Origin of the sequence: Arthrobacter sp. 7Tela_A1 (assembly GCF_049311065.1) — a bacterium.
GTDB lineage: Bacteria > Actinomycetota > Actinomycetes > Actinomycetales > Micrococcaceae > Arthrobacter_B.
Genome location: NZ_JAXIOO010000006.1, coordinates 21,654 through 38,809 on the forward strand (window position 1 = coordinate 21,654; position 17,156 = coordinate 38,809).

The 17,156-nt window shown below is 66.0% G+C and carries 12 protein-coding genes; 8 read left to right on the forward strand and 4 right to left on the reverse strand.

The window, feature by feature from the left end; translation table 11 throughout:
* Positions 1-122: 122 nt before the first annotated feature.
* Positions 123-2,258 carry a DNA gyrase/topoisomerase IV subunit B gene (locus TVB01_RS03950; protein WP_422454287.1) on the forward strand — a complete coding sequence of 712 codons (2,136 nt, stop codon included), beginning with the start codon at positions 123-125 and terminating at the stop codon, positions 2,256-2,258.
* A 26-nt stretch (positions 2,259-2,284) separates the two neighbouring features.
* Here TVB01_RS03950 and TVB01_RS03955 read toward each other — a convergent pair whose 3' ends face one another.
* Together TVB01_RS03955 and TVB01_RS03960 are read right to left on the reverse strand one after the other, a co-directional pair.
* A complete protein-coding gene (locus tag TVB01_RS03955) occupies positions 2,285-3,253 on the reverse strand; it encodes a M56 family metallopeptidase (protein WP_422454288.1) in 969 nt (322 codons plus the stop codon).
* Positions 3,254-3,271: 18 nt separating this feature from the next.
* Entirely contained in the window at positions 3,272-3,643 is a 372-nt protein-coding gene (locus TVB01_RS03960) for a BlaI/MecI/CopY family transcriptional regulator (protein WP_227897188.1), read from the reverse strand.
* A 245-nt stretch (positions 3,644-3,888) separates the two neighbouring features.
* On the opposite strand from TVB01_RS03960, the gene TVB01_RS03965 reads away from it, so the two are divergent.
* Genes TVB01_RS03965 through TVB01_RS03980 form a run of 4 tightly spaced genes read left to right on the forward strand, consistent with a single transcriptional unit; the run spans position 3,889 to position 10,933 of the window.
* Positions 3,889-5,502: a cytochrome ubiquinol oxidase subunit I gene (locus TVB01_RS03965; protein ID WP_422454290.1), complete on the forward strand. Its 1,614-nt coding sequence runs from the start codon at positions 3,889-3,891 to the stop codon at positions 5,500-5,502.
* 15 nt (positions 5,503-5,517) lie between these two features.
* Positions 5,518-6,534 (forward strand): cytochrome d ubiquinol oxidase subunit II, encoded by a 1,017-nt coding sequence (gene cydB / locus TVB01_RS03970; protein WP_422454292.1) that lies wholly within the window; start codon positions 5,518-5,520, stop codon positions 6,532-6,534.
* A complete protein-coding gene (gene cydD, locus TVB01_RS03975; RefSeq protein ID WP_422454293.1) occupies positions 6,531-9,920 on the forward strand; it encodes a thiol reductant ABC exporter subunit CydD in 3,390 nt (1,129 codons plus the stop codon). The genes cydB and cydD overlap by 4 nt, the downstream gene beginning before the upstream one ends.
* A 5-nt stretch (positions 9,921-9,925) precedes the next feature.
* Positions 9,926-10,933, forward strand: coding sequence for a GNAT family N-acetyltransferase (locus TVB01_RS03980; protein WP_422454295.1), 1,008 nt, complete (start codon positions 9,926-9,928; stop codon positions 10,931-10,933).
* Here TVB01_RS03980 and TVB01_RS03985 read toward each other — a convergent pair.
* The gene (locus TVB01_RS03985) at positions 10,930-11,598 is read right to left on the reverse strand and encodes a metal-dependent transcriptional regulator (protein WP_422454297.1); all 669 of its coding nucleotides are present in this window, start codon (positions 11,596-11,598) and stop codon (positions 10,930-10,932) included. The genes TVB01_RS03980 and TVB01_RS03985 overlap by 4 nt on opposite strands.
* Before the next feature lie 155 nt (positions 11,599-11,753).
* Between TVB01_RS03985 and TVB01_RS03990 the strand changes: the two genes are divergently transcribed.
* The 3 genes from TVB01_RS03990 to TVB01_RS04000 are packed head-to-tail and all read left to right on the forward strand — an operon-like array spanning position 11,754 to position 14,599.
* The gene (locus TVB01_RS03990; protein WP_422454299.1) at positions 11,754-12,077 is read left to right on the forward strand and encodes a metal-sensitive transcriptional regulator; all 324 of its coding nucleotides are present in this window, start codon (positions 11,754-11,756) and stop codon (positions 12,075-12,077) included.
* Positions 12,078-12,133: 56 nt separating this feature from the next.
* Positions 12,134-12,346: a heavy-metal-associated domain-containing protein gene (locus tag TVB01_RS03995; RefSeq protein WP_422454301.1), complete on the forward strand. Its 213-nt coding sequence runs from the start codon at positions 12,134-12,136 to the stop codon at positions 12,344-12,346.
* Between the two features lie 15 nt (positions 12,347-12,361).
* On the forward strand, positions 12,362-14,599 hold the full coding sequence (locus TVB01_RS04000; RefSeq protein ID WP_422454303.1) for a heavy metal translocating P-type ATPase: 2,238 nt from the start codon (positions 12,362-12,364) through the stop codon (positions 14,597-14,599).
* A gap of 62 nt (positions 14,600-14,661) precedes the next feature.
* On the opposite strand, the gene TVB01_RS04005 is transcribed toward TVB01_RS04000, so the two are convergent.
* Positions 14,662-17,148, reverse strand: a complete 2,487-nt coding sequence (locus TVB01_RS04005) for a DNA gyrase/topoisomerase IV subunit A (RefSeq protein WP_422454304.1) — start codon at positions 17,146-17,148, stop codon at positions 14,662-14,664.
* Positions 17,149-17,156: the final 8 nt, after the last annotated feature.

The window sequence follows — 17,156 nt, forward strand, 5'->3', positions numbered from 1 at the left end:
CTGACCGTTCCGGGGGTGCGGGGGCATTAACCTAGTAGGAGGCCGGTTTCTTGCCGGCTGCCCGGCCATCTGGCCGGCCAACGCAAAACAGGCCCTTCCCCGGCCCTAGGAGTTCAGCAAACGTGGTCCCCCTGGATACTGAGTACAACGCCCGCCATCTCTCCGTGCTGGAGGGACTCGAGGCGGTCCGCAAGCGTCCCGGCATGTACATCGGCTCCACCGACTCCCGTGGCCTGATGCACTGCCTGTGGGAGATCATCGACAACTCCGTCGACGAAGCCCTCGCCGGATACGGCCAGAGCATCCGGATCATCCTGCACGCAGACAACTCCGTGGAGATCCATGACGACGGCCGCGGCATTCCGGTCGACATCGAACCCAAGACCGGTCTCTCCGGCGTCGAGGTTGTCTTCACCAAGCTGCACGCAGGCGGTAAATTCGGCGGCGGTTCCTATGCAGCCTCGGGCGGCCTGCACGGTGTCGGTGCCTCTGTCGTCAACGCTCTCTCCTCACGCCTGGACGTCCAGGTGGACCGCGCGGGCAAGACCTACCAGATGACCTTCCGGCGCGGTGAACCCGGAATCTTCGCCGACACCGGTTCCAAGCCTTCGCCCGATGCAAAGTTCACTCCGTTCCTGGACAGCTCAAAGCTTGAGGTAGTGGGCAAGGCCAAGCGCGGCGTGACAGGAACCCGGATCCGCTACTGGGCTGACCGGCAGATCTTCACGCCGGACGCGAAGTTCTCCTACACCGAGCTGGAGGCCCGTGCCCGCCAGACGTCCTTCCTGGTGCCGGGGCTGAGGATCACCCTGCGGGATGAACGCCGACTTCCCGGCACCCCCGGCGAAAACGGCCCGGTCGAAGAGGTTTTCCACCACGACGGCGGCATCTCCGAGTTCGTGGAGTTCCTCGCCGCTGATGCGCCGGTGACTGACATCTGGCGGCTGCACGGTTCCGGGAAGTTCAAGGAGTCCGTCCCTGTCCTGGACGAACGCGGCCACAGCCAGATTGCAGAGGTCGAGCGCGAGTGTGAAGTGGACATCGCGGTGCGGTGGGGAATCGGCTACGAGACCACCACCCGCAGCTTCGTGAACATCATCGCCACGCCCAAGGGCGGAACGCACCAGGCCGGCTTCGAGCAGGCGCTGCTGAAGACCTTCCGCAAGGTCATAGAAGCCAACGCCCGCAAGCTCAAGGCCGGCAACGACAAAATCGAGAAGGACGACGTCTTCGCCGGCCTGACCGCCGTGCTGACGGTGCGGCTGGCCGAGCCCCAGTTCGAGGGCCAGACCAAGGAAATCCTCGGCACGTCCGCTGTGCGCGCCATCGTGGCAAAGGTCGTCGAGAAGGAAATCTCTGCCCGGCTGAATTCCACCGCCCGGGCAGACAAGGCCCAGACCGCGCTGCTGCTGGAAAAGGTCGTTTCCGAGATGAAGTCGCGGATCTCCGCGCGGGTGCACAAGGAGACCCAGCGCCGGAAGAACGCACTCGAGACGTCATCGATGCCCGTGAAGCTGGCCGACTGCCGCATTGACGATGCCGAGCGTTCCGAACTGTTTATCGTCGAGGGCGATTCAGCCCTTGGCACGGCCAAGATGGCCAGGTCCTCGGATTACCAGGCGCTGCTGCCCATCCGCGGCAAGATCCTGAACGTGCAGAAGGCCTCGGTGTCCGACATGCTCTCCAACGCCGAGTGTGCTGCGCTGATCCAGGTAGTTGGGGCAGGGTCCGGACGCAGCTTCCAGCTGGAGGCGGCCCGCTACGGCAAGGTCATTTTCATGACCGATGCCGACGTCGACGGCGCCCACATCCGGACACTGCTGCTCACCCTCTTCTTCCGCTACATGCGTCCCCTGGTCGAGGCGGGACGCGTTTATGCGGCTGTTCCTCCACTGCATCGGGTCGAGGTCATTAACCACGGCTCAAAGGCCAATGAGATGGTCTACACGTACAGCGAGAAGGAGCTGCACCAGCTGCTGGCCCGGCTGGAGAAGGAAGGCAAGCGCTATAAGGAGCCGATCCAGCGCTATAAGGGCCTGGGTGAGATGGATGCGGACCAGCTGGCTGAGACCACCATGGATCCCCGGCACCGGACGCTGCGCCGGATCCGCCTCAGCGAGGCTGCCGAAGCAGACCGCACCATGGACCACGTCGACGAAGCGACGTTCGAGCTGCTGATGGGCAGTGACGTAGCGCCCCGCAAGGACTTCATCATTGCCGGTGCCGCGATGCTGGACCGGGACCGTATCGACGCCTAGCCCGGAGCGTGCCCGGCAGCTGCCGCCTAATGGATGAGGCCGGGCGCGAAGAGGAGCACTGTGGGTACGGCCAGCAGCAGGACAGCGCTGGCCTGGATCACCGCCCGCATCCAGCGGGGGAGCGGAGGCTGCGGAGTCAGCAGCCGGGAGAGCCGTCCGGCGATGACGTCTTCCTGGCCGTCCACCCCGCCGGTCACCGCCGCGGTGCCGGTGGGACCGGGCAGGCTGGCCGCAGTTTCTGCCCCTGACCCTGAGGCGACGATCGCGACGGCGCGGACCAGGGTCTGGCGGTCCACCTTCTTCAGCGCTTCGTCGTCGGCCAGCATTTCGATCAGTTCGTTCACCGACCGCTGGGCCAGCTGTGACGTGGGAAGCCAGGGGAGAGCTGAACGCCAGGCAGCAAAAGCCCACAGGAGCAGATGGTGATGCTGGCTGAGGTGCGCCTTCTCATGCGTCATCACCGCAGTGAGTTCAGCTTCGGACAGAATGTCCATCAGGCCGTCAGAGAGCACGGTTACGGACTGTCCTCCACCCGGGAGGCAGTAGGCGACCGGTGAGGGATAGGGGATCACCAGGGTGGCCGGGGCGTCGAGCGACGGCGAACTGAGCAGGTTCAGCATGTCCCGGTGCCGGCGGCGGCCGCTGAGGATCCGGTAATAGGTCAGCAACAGGGTGAAAACCAGGTGGACGGAAAGCAGGATGGCTGCACTAATCGCGAAGACGTGGACCAGTCCCAGGGTTTCCGCAGGGCGTCTCTGAATGAGGATGCCCCAGAGCGATTGAAGCCCCTGGGCCAGGTTTTCCCCGATGGGCTCAAGGCCCCAGGTAAGCATTGCACCGATCATGGACAGTCCGCCGGCAAGGGCGATGGCCTGCCACAGCACCATGGCTGAAAACGGCGAACGCGAGGGCCATTTGGCCCGGGAAAGGATCACGGGAACCGGCCAGGCCAGGACGAAGGCCAGCGCCGCCAGCAAATAGGACGCCCAGAACATGGAGCGCCTGCCCGCGGACTAGGCGCCTTCCAGCAGCCGGCGCAGGGTCTGTGCTTCCGTAGCCGAGACGGAGCCGACGAATCGGGCCAGGACGGCTTCGCGGTCATTGGCGGAACCGAGGACCTCGTGCATGAGTTCGGCTGTGTGTTCGGCACGGGTCGTGACCGCCCGGTAGCGGTGCGGGCGGATGTCGCGTTCGCGGGCGACCAGGGCCTTCTTCTCCAGGCGTGAGAGGACGGTCAGCACGGTGGTTACCGCAAGCCCCTTCGCCTGGGCGCGTCCTGCGTCGTTCTGGGCCAGCCGCTCGCGCAGCTCATTGGCGGTCAGGGCTTCGCTGGATTCCCAGAGGAGATCCATCATCGCCCGCTCAAGTTCTCCGAGAGTCGCCATGTCAGTCTTCTTTCGTTCTTCGGTCCAGGGCCGGGGGATCACTCCGGGCAGGTCGTTCTGCGAGGCCAAACCAAGGATGGCCAAGCGACGGAGCTTAACAGTACCGGTTTTTCCGCTGCGTCTCTACGACTTGTAGAAAAAAGATTCTACGAGCTGTAGAAAAGTCCACCGGCGTTGTTCTACGATCGGTAGAAGAAGGGGGTTCTACGTTCTGTAGAACAAGTCGCAACTGAAGGATTGTTTTCGTGGAAGCATTGGATATTGCCCGCTGGCAATTCGGGATTACAACGGTTTACCACTTCCTGATGGTTCCACTCACGATCGGCTTGGGCCTCGTAGTTGCTGCCCTGCAGACCGCCTGGGTGCGTACCGGAAAGGAAGAGTATCTTCGGCTCACCAAGTTCTGGGGCAAGCTCTTCCTGATCAACTTCATCATGGGCGTTGCCACCGGCTTGGTCCAGGAGTTCCAGTTCGGTATGGCGTGGAGCGAATACAGCCGCTTCGTCGGGGATGTGTTCGGTGCTCCGCTGGCGCTGGAATCCCTGCTGGCCTTCTTCACCGAGTCCGTGTTCCTGGGACTCTGGATCTTTGGCTGGAAACGGCTCCCGCAGAAGCTGCACCTTGCCACCATCTGGCTGGCCACCGGTGCTTCTGCGCTGTCTGCCTACTTCATCCTGGCCGCGAACTCCTGGATGCAGCACCCCGTCGGCGTTGAGATGGTCGACGGGCGTGCCGTCATGACGGACATCTGGGCCATCCTGACCAACAACACACTGCTGGTCGCTTTCCCGCACACCATTACCGGTGCGTTCGCAGTCGCCGGCGGCTTCCTGCTGGGTATCTCCTGGTACCAGCTGTGGAAGCGGCGCCGGGACGGAATCGACACCGTGGATGCGGACGGCCGTGTGGTGGTGGGAGAGAATGCGGCCATCGGCCGTGACAAGACCGACCACGCCGTCTGGATCAAGGCGCTGCGCATCGGAGCCGCCGTCGCCGTCGTCGCTTTTGCCGGCACGGCCATCACAGGCGACCTGCAGGGCAAGCTGATGTTCGAACAGCAGCCGATGAAGATGGCCGCTGCCGAGGCTGCCTGCCACAACGGCACCGCTTTCTCCGTGCTCTCCGTTGGCGACGTGGGTGCCAAGGACTGTGAAGATGTCCAGACCCTGATCGAGGTCCCCGGCGTGCTGTCCTTCCTGGCCAACGGTGACTTCAACACCCCTGTCGACGGTGTCAACACGCTGATTCCGGAATACCAGGAGAAGTACGGAACCCACCTGCCTGATGACCCGATGTACGGCGAGCAGGCCGGACAGGAAATTGACTACCTCCCCGTGATGTCAGTGACCTACTGGGGCTTCCGGATCATGATCGGATTCGGCGGCGTCGCTGCCGCTGCGGCCGCAGTTGCGCTGTGGGTAACCCGCAAGGGCACCGTTCCGGAGTCCAAGTGGCTCATGCGGCTTGCGGTCTTCGGGATCCTCGCCCCGTTCGGTGCCAACAGCGCCGGCTGGATCTTCACGGAAATGGGCCGCCAGCCCTTCGTTGTCGTGCCTAACCCAAGCTTCACCGGCATAGACAACGTGTTCATGTTTACTGCGGCGGCTGTATCGCCGGGGGTCAGCATGGCGGAACTGCTGTTCTCCGTCATCTCCTTCACGGTGATCTACCTGGCCCTGCTCGTGGTCGAAGTACGGCTGCTGTTCAAATACGTACGCGGCGGTGTTCCGTCCGCAATGCCTGAACTGCTCCACGCGTCGGATTCAAACGACGGTGACGGCGACGGCGACGGCACTCCGGGCACATCCGGCACGCCCGGTGGACGGAAGTCCGACGACGTCCTAGATTTCGCCTACTAGCGCCGGAGACCAAAAATGACGCTTCCAACTTTCTGGTTCATCGTTATCGCCTTCCTGTGGGTCGGCTACCTCTTCCTGGAGGGATTCGACCTCGGCGTGGGCATGCTCATGAAGCTCTTTGCCCGCAGCGAACGCGACCGCCGCGTGCTGCTCAACACCATCGGACCGGTGTGGGACGGCAATGAGGTCTGGCTGATCACTGCGGGCGCCATGACCTTTGCCGCATTCCCCATGTGGTACGCCTCGCTGTTCTCGGCGCTGTATATCCCGCTGACGCTGGTCCTCCTGGGGCTGATCTTCCGGGCAGTGTCCATCGAGTACAGGGGCAAGCACGACTCCGATTCCTGGCGGAACCGCTGGGACTGGGCCATGGCCCTGGGCTCCTTCGTGAGCGCCTTCGGTGTGGGGGCCGCCCTGGCCCTGACTTCGACCGGCCTGCCGCTGAATGAGAACGGCGACCGTGTGGGTGGTGCCTTTGCCTGGCTGACGCCATGGGCAGTGCTGGGCGGCCTGGCAGTGGTCGGCTTCGCCCTGGTGCATGCCTGCGCCTTCCTGATGCTGAAGACCGACGGCGAGATCCGGGCCCGTGCCCGTCGTGCCCTGGTCCGCTGGCTGCCCGTGGGGATCCTGCCGCTGGCCGCCTGGGCAGTCGGCGTGCAGTTCCTCAGCGGGGACCTGATGTCCCTGATCCCGCTGGCCGTGGCGGTAGTCGCCGTTGCCGTCGCCTGGCTGATGGCATCCCGCGGAAAGGAAGCCCTGGCCTTCGGCTCCCTGGCAGCGTTCCTGCTTTTCGGCGCGGTCTCCATCTTCGCCGCCATGTACCCCGTGGTGCTCCCCTCCACACTGGACGCAGCCTGGAACCTGACGGTAGACAACGCCTCCTCCGGGCCGTACACCTTGAAGGTGATCACTTGGGTTTCCGTCTTTGGCCTCCCGATTGTCCTCCTCTACCAGGGCTGGACTTACTGGGTGTTCCGCAAGCGCATTAGCGCAGACTCCATCCCGGCCGTCCACAGGATCACGGCCCAGTGAAACCGGTCCTTCCTGTCAGCGCCACCAGCCGCCGGGCCCTGTACCTGCTCGGCCTGCTGGCGGCGCTGAAGGCCGTCGGGCTGGTGCTGCTGGCCACCGGCATTGCCGCGGGCATTGCCGGACTGGCCGCGGGCGGCCCGGACTGGGGCTACGTGGCAGCCACTGGTCTTTCCGGTGCGCTGCTGCGGTCCCTGGCCATGTGGGCGCAGGAAACCGTCGCCCAGCGGGCAGCCGCCGGTGTCAAGGACGAGCTGCGCGCCCAGCTGACCGACCGGGTATTGGAGGAGGGCGGGAGTGTTCCCGGCATGGGAACGGGTGCACTCAGCGTGCTTTTGACCCGCGGGCTGGACGGACTGGACAACTACTATGCCAAGTACCTGCCTGCCCTGGTGACCTGTGCCGTGCTGCCCCTGCTTGTTGGCATCCGGATCCTCGCCGCTGACTGGGTCAGTGCCGTCGTCATCGTCCTGACGGTGCCGCTGGTTCCGGTGTTCATGATCCTGATCGGCCTGCACACCGGGGACAAGACAGCCAAGGCTATCGACGCGCTCAACCGGCTCTCGGACAACATGCTTGAGCTGGCCAAGGGCCTGCCCGTGCTCGTGGGGCTGGGCCGGGCCAAGGCACAGACCCGCGCCCTGCGCGACGTTGCCGACCGTTACCGGACCACCACGCTGGAAACCCTGCGCGTGGCCTTCCTTTCCTCCCTGGCACTGGAACTGATCGCGACGATCTCCGTGGCCGTAGTGGCCGTGTTCATCGGTGTCCGCCTGATCCATGGCGACATGAGCCTGGAAATGGGACTGCTGGCCCTGATCCTGGCACCCGAGTGCTACCAGCCCCTGCGCGACCTTGGTACCGCCCACCACTCCAGTGAGGACGGACTCGAGGCGCTGAAGCGCACGAACGCGGTCCTTGACGCACCCGTGTCCACGCCGCTTGTCCCGGCAGCCGGCGCCGCCGGCGCCGTGGCAGTCCACGGGCTCACCGTCCGCTACCCGGGACGTCCCGGTGCCGTCCTCGATGGGCTCAGCTTCACTGTGCCCCGAGGCAGCATCGCCGCGCTCAGCGGCCCCAGCGGATCCGGCAAGACCAGTGTCCTGGAAATCCTTGCCGGACTGCGCCGCGACGGGGCAGGAGCAACCATCACAGGGACGGTCCAGGGTGTGGACAGTGCTTCGGTGGCCTGGATTCCGCAGCATCCGGTTCTCATGGAAGAGACCGTACGGGAGGAAATCGGGCTGTACTCCGGACTTAGCGGGGGGAGCGAACAGCGCCGTGCCGCAGCGCGGGCCCTGGCGGAAATCGATGCGCCCCAACTGCTGGAGAAAATGACGGCGGAACTCAGCCCGGGCGAACAACGCCGCGTCGCCGTCGCCCGTGCGATAGCCCGGGTCCAGAACGTTTCCGGCGTGTGTGTCCTGCTGGCGGATGAACCGACCGCGCACCTTGATAACCACAGCGCCGCCGCAGTCCGAGCCGCCCTCTCCAGGCTCCGCCTGCAGTGCACCGTCCTGCTGGTGGCCCATGACCCCGAAACGGCAGCGATTGCCGACGTCGTCATCCCGGTCTCCGGCGCGGCCCCGTCGGAGGGACTGCAGCCCCAGGGCGCCTGGGCAGACGCCGTGAGCGCTCCCCTGGACGAACCCGCGGACAGGCCAGCGGACGCCGAAGAGGGGCACGAGCCGGCCGTCCGCCAGCCGCTCTGGAGAAACCTGCTGGTGCTGCGGCCGTGGAGCCCGCAGTTCCTGAAGGCCCTGGCCTACGGCACCGGTGCCACCATCTTTGCCGTGGCGCTCAGTGCGCTCTCGGGCTGGCTGATCGTCCGGGCCTCCGAACAGCCGCCGATCCTGTACCTGCTGACGGCAATCGTCGGAGTGCGGTTCTTCGGCATCGGACGTGCCGTTCTGCGCTACCGCGACCGGCTTCACCTGCATGACGCGGTTTTCCGCGCCACGAATTCCATCCGGATCCGTCTCTGGAACGGACTGCTGAACCGGCCCGAAGGCTGGCGGAGGCTGGCACGCGGCGGTGGAGCGCTCGAACGCCTGGTGGGCGACGTCGATGAACTTCGGGACATCGCGCCCCGGGTCGTCTTCGCCCCGGTAACGGCTTTTATGACATCAGTGGCAGCATGTGTCGTCACCTGGCTTCTGGTACCGGAAGCGATCCTGGTGCAAATTGGACTTTGCGTCGTCGGGCTTGCGGGTGCCCCGTTGCTCGCCCTCTGGGCCGATTCCGCCGCTCGGGGCAGGACGGTTGCCCTGCAGTCGCGGGCCATGGCTGCCATGGCGAAACTGCTGTCGGCAGCCAGGGACCTGGAAGCGAACAGCAGCTCCGGACCGGTCCTTGCCCGGCAGCGCGCACTGGATGCTGCTGCCGCGCAGGCTGCCCGTCGCACCGCCTGGGCGCAGGGACTGGCCAACGCCGTGACGGCGCTGGCCTGTGCCGGATCCGCGCTGTGGATCCTGAGCCTGGCTCAGGGCGTCCCGGTCACGGTGGCGTCGTTGATCGTGCTCATGCAGCTCGCCCTGCTGGAGTGCTTCGCAGCCGTGAACGGTTCGATCCAGCAGTTCCAGGCCTGGCGCATCCTGGGCGACAAGGTGCTTCCCGACCTTGGTTCCAGCTCCGTTGTTCCGGCGGATGATGCCGGGTCCGGCGCCCTGGCCGGACCGGCCGCAGCAGGAACTGTTTCTGTCCCCGGCCATGCGGGTCCCGGCGCGATCGACCTTATCGGGATCCGTTACCGCTACCCGGGAGCCTCTGCCGATGTGCTGGACGGTGTTGACCTGCACCTTGAGCCGGGCGGCTGGCTGGCCGTCACTGGACCGTCCGGAAGCGGAAAGTCCACGCTGCTGGGGGTGCTCCTGGGTTTCCTCAAGCCCCAGGACGGCATCTTCCTGAAGGACGGGCAGCCCGCCGAGAACATGGACCGGGAAAAGCGGGGAATGGCCTGGTGCCCGCAGGAAGCGCATCTCTTCAACTCCACCGTCCGGGGCAACCTGCTCCTGGCACGCGACCGCGAACATGCTCCGTCCACGGACGAAATGCTCGACGTCCTCACCGCGGTCGGCCTTGAAGACCTGATTGCGGAACTCCAGGACGGCATCGACACCAGGATCGGCAACGGCGGCCATTTCCTTTCGGGCGGCCAGCGGCAGCGGCTCGCCGTGGCCCGTGCCCTGCTGACCGAGGCGGACATTGTGCTCCTGGACGAACCTACTGCCCACTTGGATCCTCCCGCAGGCCGCCGCCTCATGGCGGACCTCAGGAAGGGGCTGGCCGGCAAGTCTGTGGTGGTGGTGACCCACAATCCGGCGGATGCTGCGTGGTGCGACCATGAACTGGTGCTGGGTGCGGAGGATCGGAGTCTTGCCCTACGCTAGGGGCCATGACTTTTCCCGACGCTCTGCAGCTGCCCGGAAACGAGACGGGATTGTCCTGGCGGCCCATCACCCCGGCCGATCTTGAGGACTGGTATGCGCTGACCCGGCGGATCGTGGAAGAAGACAAACCGGGATGGGCTGAAGAACGTGCCGATCTGGAACACATCCTGTCCCGGTCCAGTGATGATCCGGCCCGGGACACCATCCTGGGCCTGGACCCGGATGGCGTGCCCCGGGCCTTCGGCGGCGTGAGCGTCAATCCGGATTCAGTGCGGGTATCGGGGTTCGGCGGCGTCGACCCGCAGTGGCGGCGGCGCGGAATCGGCACCGCCGTCTTCCGGTGGCAGGAGGCACGCGCGAAGCAGCGCGTCCAGGACCGCCGCGGCGGCGAGGCCGTGCTTCGAAGCTATGCAGAAGCAGACAACCCCTCCGCTGTCGCCCTGCTGGAATCAGTCGGAGCCCGGATCGTTCGGTACTTCACGGAGATGACCCGCCCGCTGGCGGGTGAACTTCCAGAGGCTCCGCTGCCGGATGGGCTCTCCTTCGTGACTTTCTCCGACGAGCTGTCCGAACGCTTCCGGCTGGCCCACAATGAGGCTTTCCAGGACCACTGGGGCAGCGAGCCGCGGGACCAGGACAGCTGGAAGTTCACGGTCAGCCACCCGCAGTTCCGGGCCGACTGGAGCTTCGCCGTGGTGGAAGAGTCCTCCGGCGGCATAGCGGCCTACCAGCTCGCGAGCTTCGATCCCGAATCCAAGGAGATCTTCGGCTACACCGAGGGGTACACGGAGCTGCTGGGTGTGCTGCGCGACTGGCGCGGCATGCGGATCGCCCCGGCGATGCTGTCGGAGGCGATGCGCCGGTTCCGGGACTCAGGCATGGAGAACGCCGGACTTGGGGTGGATACCGAAAACCCCTCCGGAGCCCTGAGGATCTATGAACAGCTCGGCTATCGGCCGGTCAGCCGCCAGATTGTGTTCGACCTGCCGCTGGCTCCCGGTTCCGTCGCTTAGGCCGGAACCACCCAGATAGCTTCCGCTGCCGGCAGTCCGAGCTCCACCCGGCCGCCGCTGCGCTCAAGCGTCAGGGTACCCGCATAGAGTTGCCGTTCGATGATGCTCAGTTCTGCATCGAGGCCCAGCCCCATGCCGCTCAGGTAGCGCAGCAGGTCCGGGCTCGTGTCCGACACCCTGGCAATACGCAGACGCCTGCCGGGCTCGCTCTGGCTGAGCCGCGAAGCGTCCAGCGGCGGCAGGCTGCCGTCACGGGCGGGAATCGGGTCTCCATGGGGATCGCGGACCGGGTTGCCGAGGCGGACCGCCAGCGCCTCCACCATCTTGTCCGAGACAGCGTGCTCCAGGTTCTCGGCTTCGTCGTGGACCTCGTCCCAGCCGTAACCGAGGTACTCGACGAGGAAGGTCTCAATCAGCCGGTGGCGGCGGACCATGGTTACCGCAGCCTGCTCACCCTCCGGCGTCAACGCCACTGAGCCGTAACGTGCGTGCGTCAGGAAACCCTGGGCAGCCAGCTTCTTCACTGCCTCTGACACTGACGATGGAGAGAACCCAAGATGGGCGGAGAGGGCTGAGACCGTGACCGGTTTGTCCGTCCATTCCTGGGCTGTCCAGATGACTTTGAGGTAGTCCTCTGCAGCGCTGGTCAGTGCTTTGTTTTCCACGCGTACCACCTTACGCCAGCGGTGGCCTGAGCCCTTGAGGCCGGGAAGCCGCGTCCCTGCCGGGAGGTCCAAGAAGTTTCCGTGTCAACCGGGAATATACCGGTGGGGGGTATATGTTGTGGACGTAGGAAGGGACCGGAAGGAAGGCGGAGGCCATGGATACAGTGGTGGAGCACGCGGCTGAACCCCGTGGGTACGCGGGCGACAAGGAAGCCTATCTGCGGCGCCTGAAGCGGATCGAAGGCCAGGTGCGGGGGATTGCCCGCATGGTGGACGAGGACCAGTACTGCATCGATGTCCTGACCCAGGTTTCGGCGGTCACCAAGGCGCTGCACGCCGTCAGCCTCGGCCTCGTTCAGGACCACATCTCGCACTGCGTTGTCTCGGCTGCACGGGAAGCCGACGCAGCGGGGGATCCGCGCATTGTCGACGCAAAAGTACAGGAAGCAACCGATGCCATTGGGCGCCTCATCCGCTAAGGGCTGCGGCAGACCCGCCAGGCAACAGATATGGGCAACGTCCCGGAAGGACCACCATGAAAACGGAACTGAACATCTCGGGCATGACGTGCGGCCACTGCGTAGCGTCCGTTACTGAAGAACTCACCGCCATCGGCGGAGTGCAGGACGTCAAGGTCGACCTGCAGCCGGAAGGCGTTTCCACCGCAGTCATCACCTCCAGCGAACCCATCGCCCCCGAAATCCTGAGCGAAGCAGTGGCTGAAGCCGGCTACACAGTCGTCGGCTAGGCAGAGAGGACACCCATGGCAACCCGAGAACGGCAGCACGTCGCCGCAGAGCGCGAGGTGTCGCTGGATATCCAGGGAATGACCTGTGCTTCCTGCGTCAACCGTGTGGAGCGCAAGCTGGGGAAGATCGACGGCGTTACCGCCAGCGTCAACCTCCCGCTGCACTCGGCCCACGTGAGGGTGCCTGCCGGGGTGAGCGATAAGGACCTGCTGGATACCGTCGCGGCCGCCGGCTATTCGGCCACCGTGGCCAGGCCCGAAGGCAGGGACCCTGAAGACCATATGGCGCACGGCGGCACTGCCGCGCAGTTGCGTCCACGGCTCATCACCGCCGCGGCACTCACCGCCCCGGTGCTCCTGGTCTCCATGGTCCAGGCGTTCCAGTTCCCTCACTGGGGCTGGGCGGTTGCCGCCCTGGCCTTGCCGGTCGTTGTGTGGGCGGCATGGCCTTTCCACCGCGCCGCGGCCGTCAACGCACGCCATCTGGCTTCCACGATGGACACACTGGTTTCCCTCGGCGTCAGCGCTGCGTACCTGTTCTCGCTCGGCCAGCTCATCGCGGACCCGGCACTGACGGCCGATCCGGGGATGGCGGAGGGCGGGAACCTCTACTTCGAAGTCGCCGCCGTCGTCACCACGTTCCTGCTGTTGGGCCGGTTCCTGGAAGCGCGCGCCAAGACCAGCGCCGCTGACGCCCTGACCTCCCTGCTGAGCCTCGGAGCAAAGGATGCCGTGGTGCTGCGGGACGGACGCGAGGAACGCATTCCGGCCGATGAGCTCATTCCCGGAGACGTCTTCGTGGTCCGGCCGGGCGAAAAAGTAGCCACCGACGGGATCGTCGTGGACGGCGAATCCGCGATCGACGCGGCCCTGATCACCGGAGAATCCCTCCCGGTGGAAGTTCATCCCGGAGACCCGGTCACCGGAGCGACCGTGAACTCCTCGGGGCGGCTCCTGGTCCGGGCCACCCGGGTCGGCAGCGAAACCACCCTCGCTCAGATGGGCCGGCTGGTCAGCGCCGCGCAATCCGGCAAAGCACCCATTGCGCGGCTGGCGGACAGGATCAGCTCGGTCTTCGTGCCTGTGGTGCTTGGCATCGCCGTCGTAACGTTCCTGCTGTGGCTGGTGCTGACCGGGGACCTCCAAAGCGCATTCGTCTCGGCCGTGGCCGTCCTGGTCATCGCCTGCCCGTGTGCCCTGGGGCTGGCGACCCCTGTCGGGCTCCTGACGGGTACGGGCAGGGGAGCCCAGCTGGGCATCCTGATCAAGGGCCCGCAGGTCCTGGAAGACACACGAACTGTGGACACGATCCTGCTGGACAAGACCGGGACGGTGACTACCGGGAAGCTTTCGGTGGCACGGACAGCACCGCTTCCCCGCACCGGTGCCCCCGGCAGCCCCGACGCGCTGCTCCGTCTTGCCGGATCGGTGGAAAATGCCGGAGAACATCCGATTGCCCTTGCGATTGCCGCGGCTGCGGAAGCGGGCCCGGGTCTTGTCCCGGTGACTGGCTTCGTCTCCTCACCCGGAGGCGGCGTCCGCGGAACGGTCGACGGACACCGGGTGATCGCCGGGCGCCCGGGCTGGTTGGAGGAGAACGGCATCCCGGTCGACGGCGCGGCACTGGCACTGCTGGAGGCTGAACAGGTTTCCGGTGCCACTGCGGTGCTGGTGGCGGTCGACGGCACTGCCGCCGGAGTGATCAGCCTGCAGGACTCCATCAAGGAGGGTTCCGCTGCCGCCGTCGCCCGACTGGCTGCGCTGGGGCTGCGCCCCGTCCTGCTGACCGGGGATAACGCCGTCGTCGCGGCGACCGTCGCACAGGAGGTGGGAATCCGCCCCGAAGACGTGCTCGCTGACGTCCGTCCGGAGGGCAAGGTGGAAGCGGTCCGCCGCTTCCAGGCGCAGGGAGCCACCGTGGCGATGGCCGGTGACGGCGTGAACGACGCCGCGGCGCTGGCCCAGGCCGACCTCGGCATCGCCATGGGATCGGGCACCGACGCAGCAATGGCGGCCGCCGACCTGACAGTGATGGGAAGTTCCCTCGGCCAGGTAGCCACCGCGATCGAACTTTCGCGCCGGACCCTGCGCACCATCAAGGTCAATCTTTTCTGGGCGTTCTTCTACAACGCCGTCGGAATCCCGGTCGCGGCCTTCGGGCTGCTGAACCCCATGATTGCCGGTGCAGCCATGGCCGCCAGCTCGGTCCTGGTCGTGGCGAACTCCCTGCGGCTGCGCAGCTTCGCCCGATAGCGCAGCACAGCCGAACGGCCGGGCCTGGAGATTCCAGGCCCGGCCGTTCGCGTTGCGGCTGCTTAGCTGAAGCTGGGTCCGATGTGTTCCACCGGACTTGCCAGCGGTACACCGGAACCGTCGCGCCGGCCGTGTTCGGTGGGCAGGGCCCGGGCGGTGCCGTTGGCTGCCGCGGCCTTCGCTGGACCATGCCCGGCCCACGCCACCACCAGGGCGTCTTCGCCCTTGAGGAAACGGTGCGCACGGACGCCCGCTGTTGCACGGCCCTTCGCCGGATACTCAGCGAAATCGGTCACCTTCACCGAGCCGCCGGGGGTGCCCGGCAGGGTCTCGGTGCCGGAAGCGACAGTCACCACGACGGCGGCCGGGTCCCCGGCGGACACGACGCCGAAGAAGATGGCTTCGTCTCCCTCACTGATCTTCATGCCGGCAACACCGCCTGCTGTCCGTCCCTGCGGACGCACGGCCGAGGCGCTGAAGCGCAGCAGCTGGGCGCCCTTGGTGGCAAAGACCAGCTCGTCGTCGTCGTTCGCTGCGACGGCGGCGCCGATGACCTCGTCGCCGGGCTTGAGCGTGATGGCTTCCCAATCATCGCGATTCAGCGGGTAGTCGGGGTTGAGGCGCTTTGCCGTGCCCTTCCGGGTGCCCAGTGCCAGCACTGCGTTGAGGGGCACCAGCCCAATGAGCTTCTCGCCCTTGGCCAGTGTCATGAATTCCTTGGCCGGAACACCGCCGGCCATGTTCGGCAGGCCTGCGGTAGGCGGCAGGGCCGGCATATCCATCACCTGGACGCGGATCATCCGGCCGGAGGATGTCACCGCTCCGATTTCGCCGCGGGCCGTAGTGGCCACGACGGAACGGAAGACATCGTGGCGGGACCGCTGCCCGCCTTCGGCCAGGGGTTCCTGGTTGGACGTGCGGGCCAGCTGGCCGGAGGCCGAAAGGATGACCCAGCAGGGTTCGTCAGCGATCTGAAGCGGCAGGACAGCCTTGGTGCCCTTGCCGGACTTCGCCGCCAGGGCATCGGAGGCCACGGGACCAACGGCCTCGGACTCCAGCAGGACCGTCCGCCGGGGCGTGGCGTACTTGGCGGCCACTTCACCGAGCTCGTCCGAAACCAGTTCACGCAGGCGTTCCTCGGAATCCAGGATGGCCTGGAGTTCCTCGATCGCCGCGCGCAGCTCCTCCTGCTCCTTCTCCAGCTCCAGTCGGGAGTACTTGGTCAGCTGGCGCAGGCGCAGCTCGAGGATGTGGTTGGCCTGGATCTCGGTCAGGTCGTAGATGGACATGAGGCGGGTGCGGGCCTCTGCCGTCTCCTCGGAGGACCGGATGACCTGGATGACCTCGTCAATGTCGACGATGGCGATCAGCAGGCCCTCGACCAGGTGCAGTCTGTCCTTCTTGCGGCCCAGCCGGTAGGCGGTGCGGCGGCGGACGACGCCGAGCCGGTGGGACACGTAGACCTGGAGCAGTTCCACCAGGCCCAGCGTGCGGGGCTGTCCGTCCACGAGCGAAACATTGTTGATGCCGAAGGAATCCTCCATCGGCGTGTAGCGGTAGAGCTGGGCCAGCACGGCCTTGGGGTTGAACCCGTTTTTCAGTTCGATGACCAGGCGCAGGCCGTTGACGCGGTCCGTGAGGTCCACGACGTCGGAGATGCCCTGGAGCTTCTTGGAGGTGACCGCGTCCTTGATTTTCTCGATGACCTTTTCGGCACCAACCATGTACGGCAGTTCGGTGACCACCAGCCCGGTGCGGCGGGCAGTGAGCTGTTCGATCTCCACCTTTGCGCGGGTCTTGAAGGAGCCGCGTCCGGTCGCGTAGGCGTCGCGGATACCGTCCAGGCCCACGATCCGTCCACCGGACGGCAAATCCGGTCCCGGCACGAAGCGCATGATGTCCTCGAGGGTCGCCTCGGGGTGGCGGATCAGGTGCTGGGCGGCCGCTATGACTTCGCCCAGGTTGTGCGGAGCCATGTTGGTTGCCATGCCCACGGCGATGCCGCTGGCGCCGTTGACCAGCAGGTTCGGGAACGCTGCCGGGAGAACCTCCGGCTGGGTGAGCTGGTTGTCGTAGTTCGGGACGAAGTCCACGACGTCTTCGTCGAGGTGGTCCGTCAGGGTCAGGGCGGCTGCCGCGAGGCGGGCTTCGGTGTAGCGCGAAGCGGCAGGACCGTCATCGAGTGAGCCGAAGTTTCCGTGACCGTCGATCAGCGGCAGGCGCAGGGCCCAGTCCTGGGCCATGCGCACCATGGCGTCGTAGATCGCCGAGTCACCGTGCGGGTGCAGCTTGCCCATGACCTCGCCGACCACGCGGGCGCTCTTCACGTGCCCCCGGTCCGGGCGCAGCCCCATTTCCGCCATCATGTAGAGAATCCGCCGCTGGACCGGCTTCAGTCCGTCGCGGGCGTCGGGCAGGGCACGGGAATAGATCACCGAGTACGCGTACTCGAGGAACGATCCCTCCATCTCGGTGGTGACATCAATGTCAATAATGTTCTCGGCGATGGGTTCACCGGGACTGGGTACGGAGGCGGAGCGCCGGGCCATTGGGTTGT

Bases quoted from the DNA above. Each gene is read 5' to 3' on its own strand.
- TVB01_RS03955 (WP_422454288.1), bottom strand. From the start codon at position 3,253: ATGTTCTGGGCGTCCTATTTGCTGGCGGCGCTGGCCTTCGTCCTGGCC.
- TVB01_RS03960 (WP_227897188.1), bottom strand. From the start codon at position 3,643: ATGGCGACTCTCGGAGAACTTGAGCGGGCGATGATGGATCTCCTCTGG.
- cydB (WP_422454292.1), top strand. From the start codon at position 5,518: ATGACGCTTCCAACTTTCTGGTTCATCGTTATCGCCTTCCTGTGGGTC.
- TVB01_RS03980 (WP_422454295.1), top strand. From the start codon at position 9,926: ATGACTTTTCCCGACGCTCTGCAGCTGCCCGGAAACGAGACGGGATTG.
- TVB01_RS03990 (WP_422454299.1), top strand. From the start codon at position 11,754: ATGGATACAGTGGTGGAGCACGCGGCTGAACCCCGTGGGTACGCGGGC.
- TVB01_RS03995 (WP_422454301.1), top strand. From the start codon at position 12,134: ATGAAAACGGAACTGAACATCTCGGGCATGACGTGCGGCCACTGCGTA.
- TVB01_RS04000 (WP_422454303.1), top strand. From the start codon at position 12,362: ATGGCAACCCGAGAACGGCAGCACGTCGCCGCAGAGCGCGAGGTGTCG.
- TVB01_RS04005 (WP_422454304.1), bottom strand. From the start codon at position 17,148: ATGGCCCGGCGCTCCGCCTCCGTACCCAGTCCCGGTGAACCCATCGCC.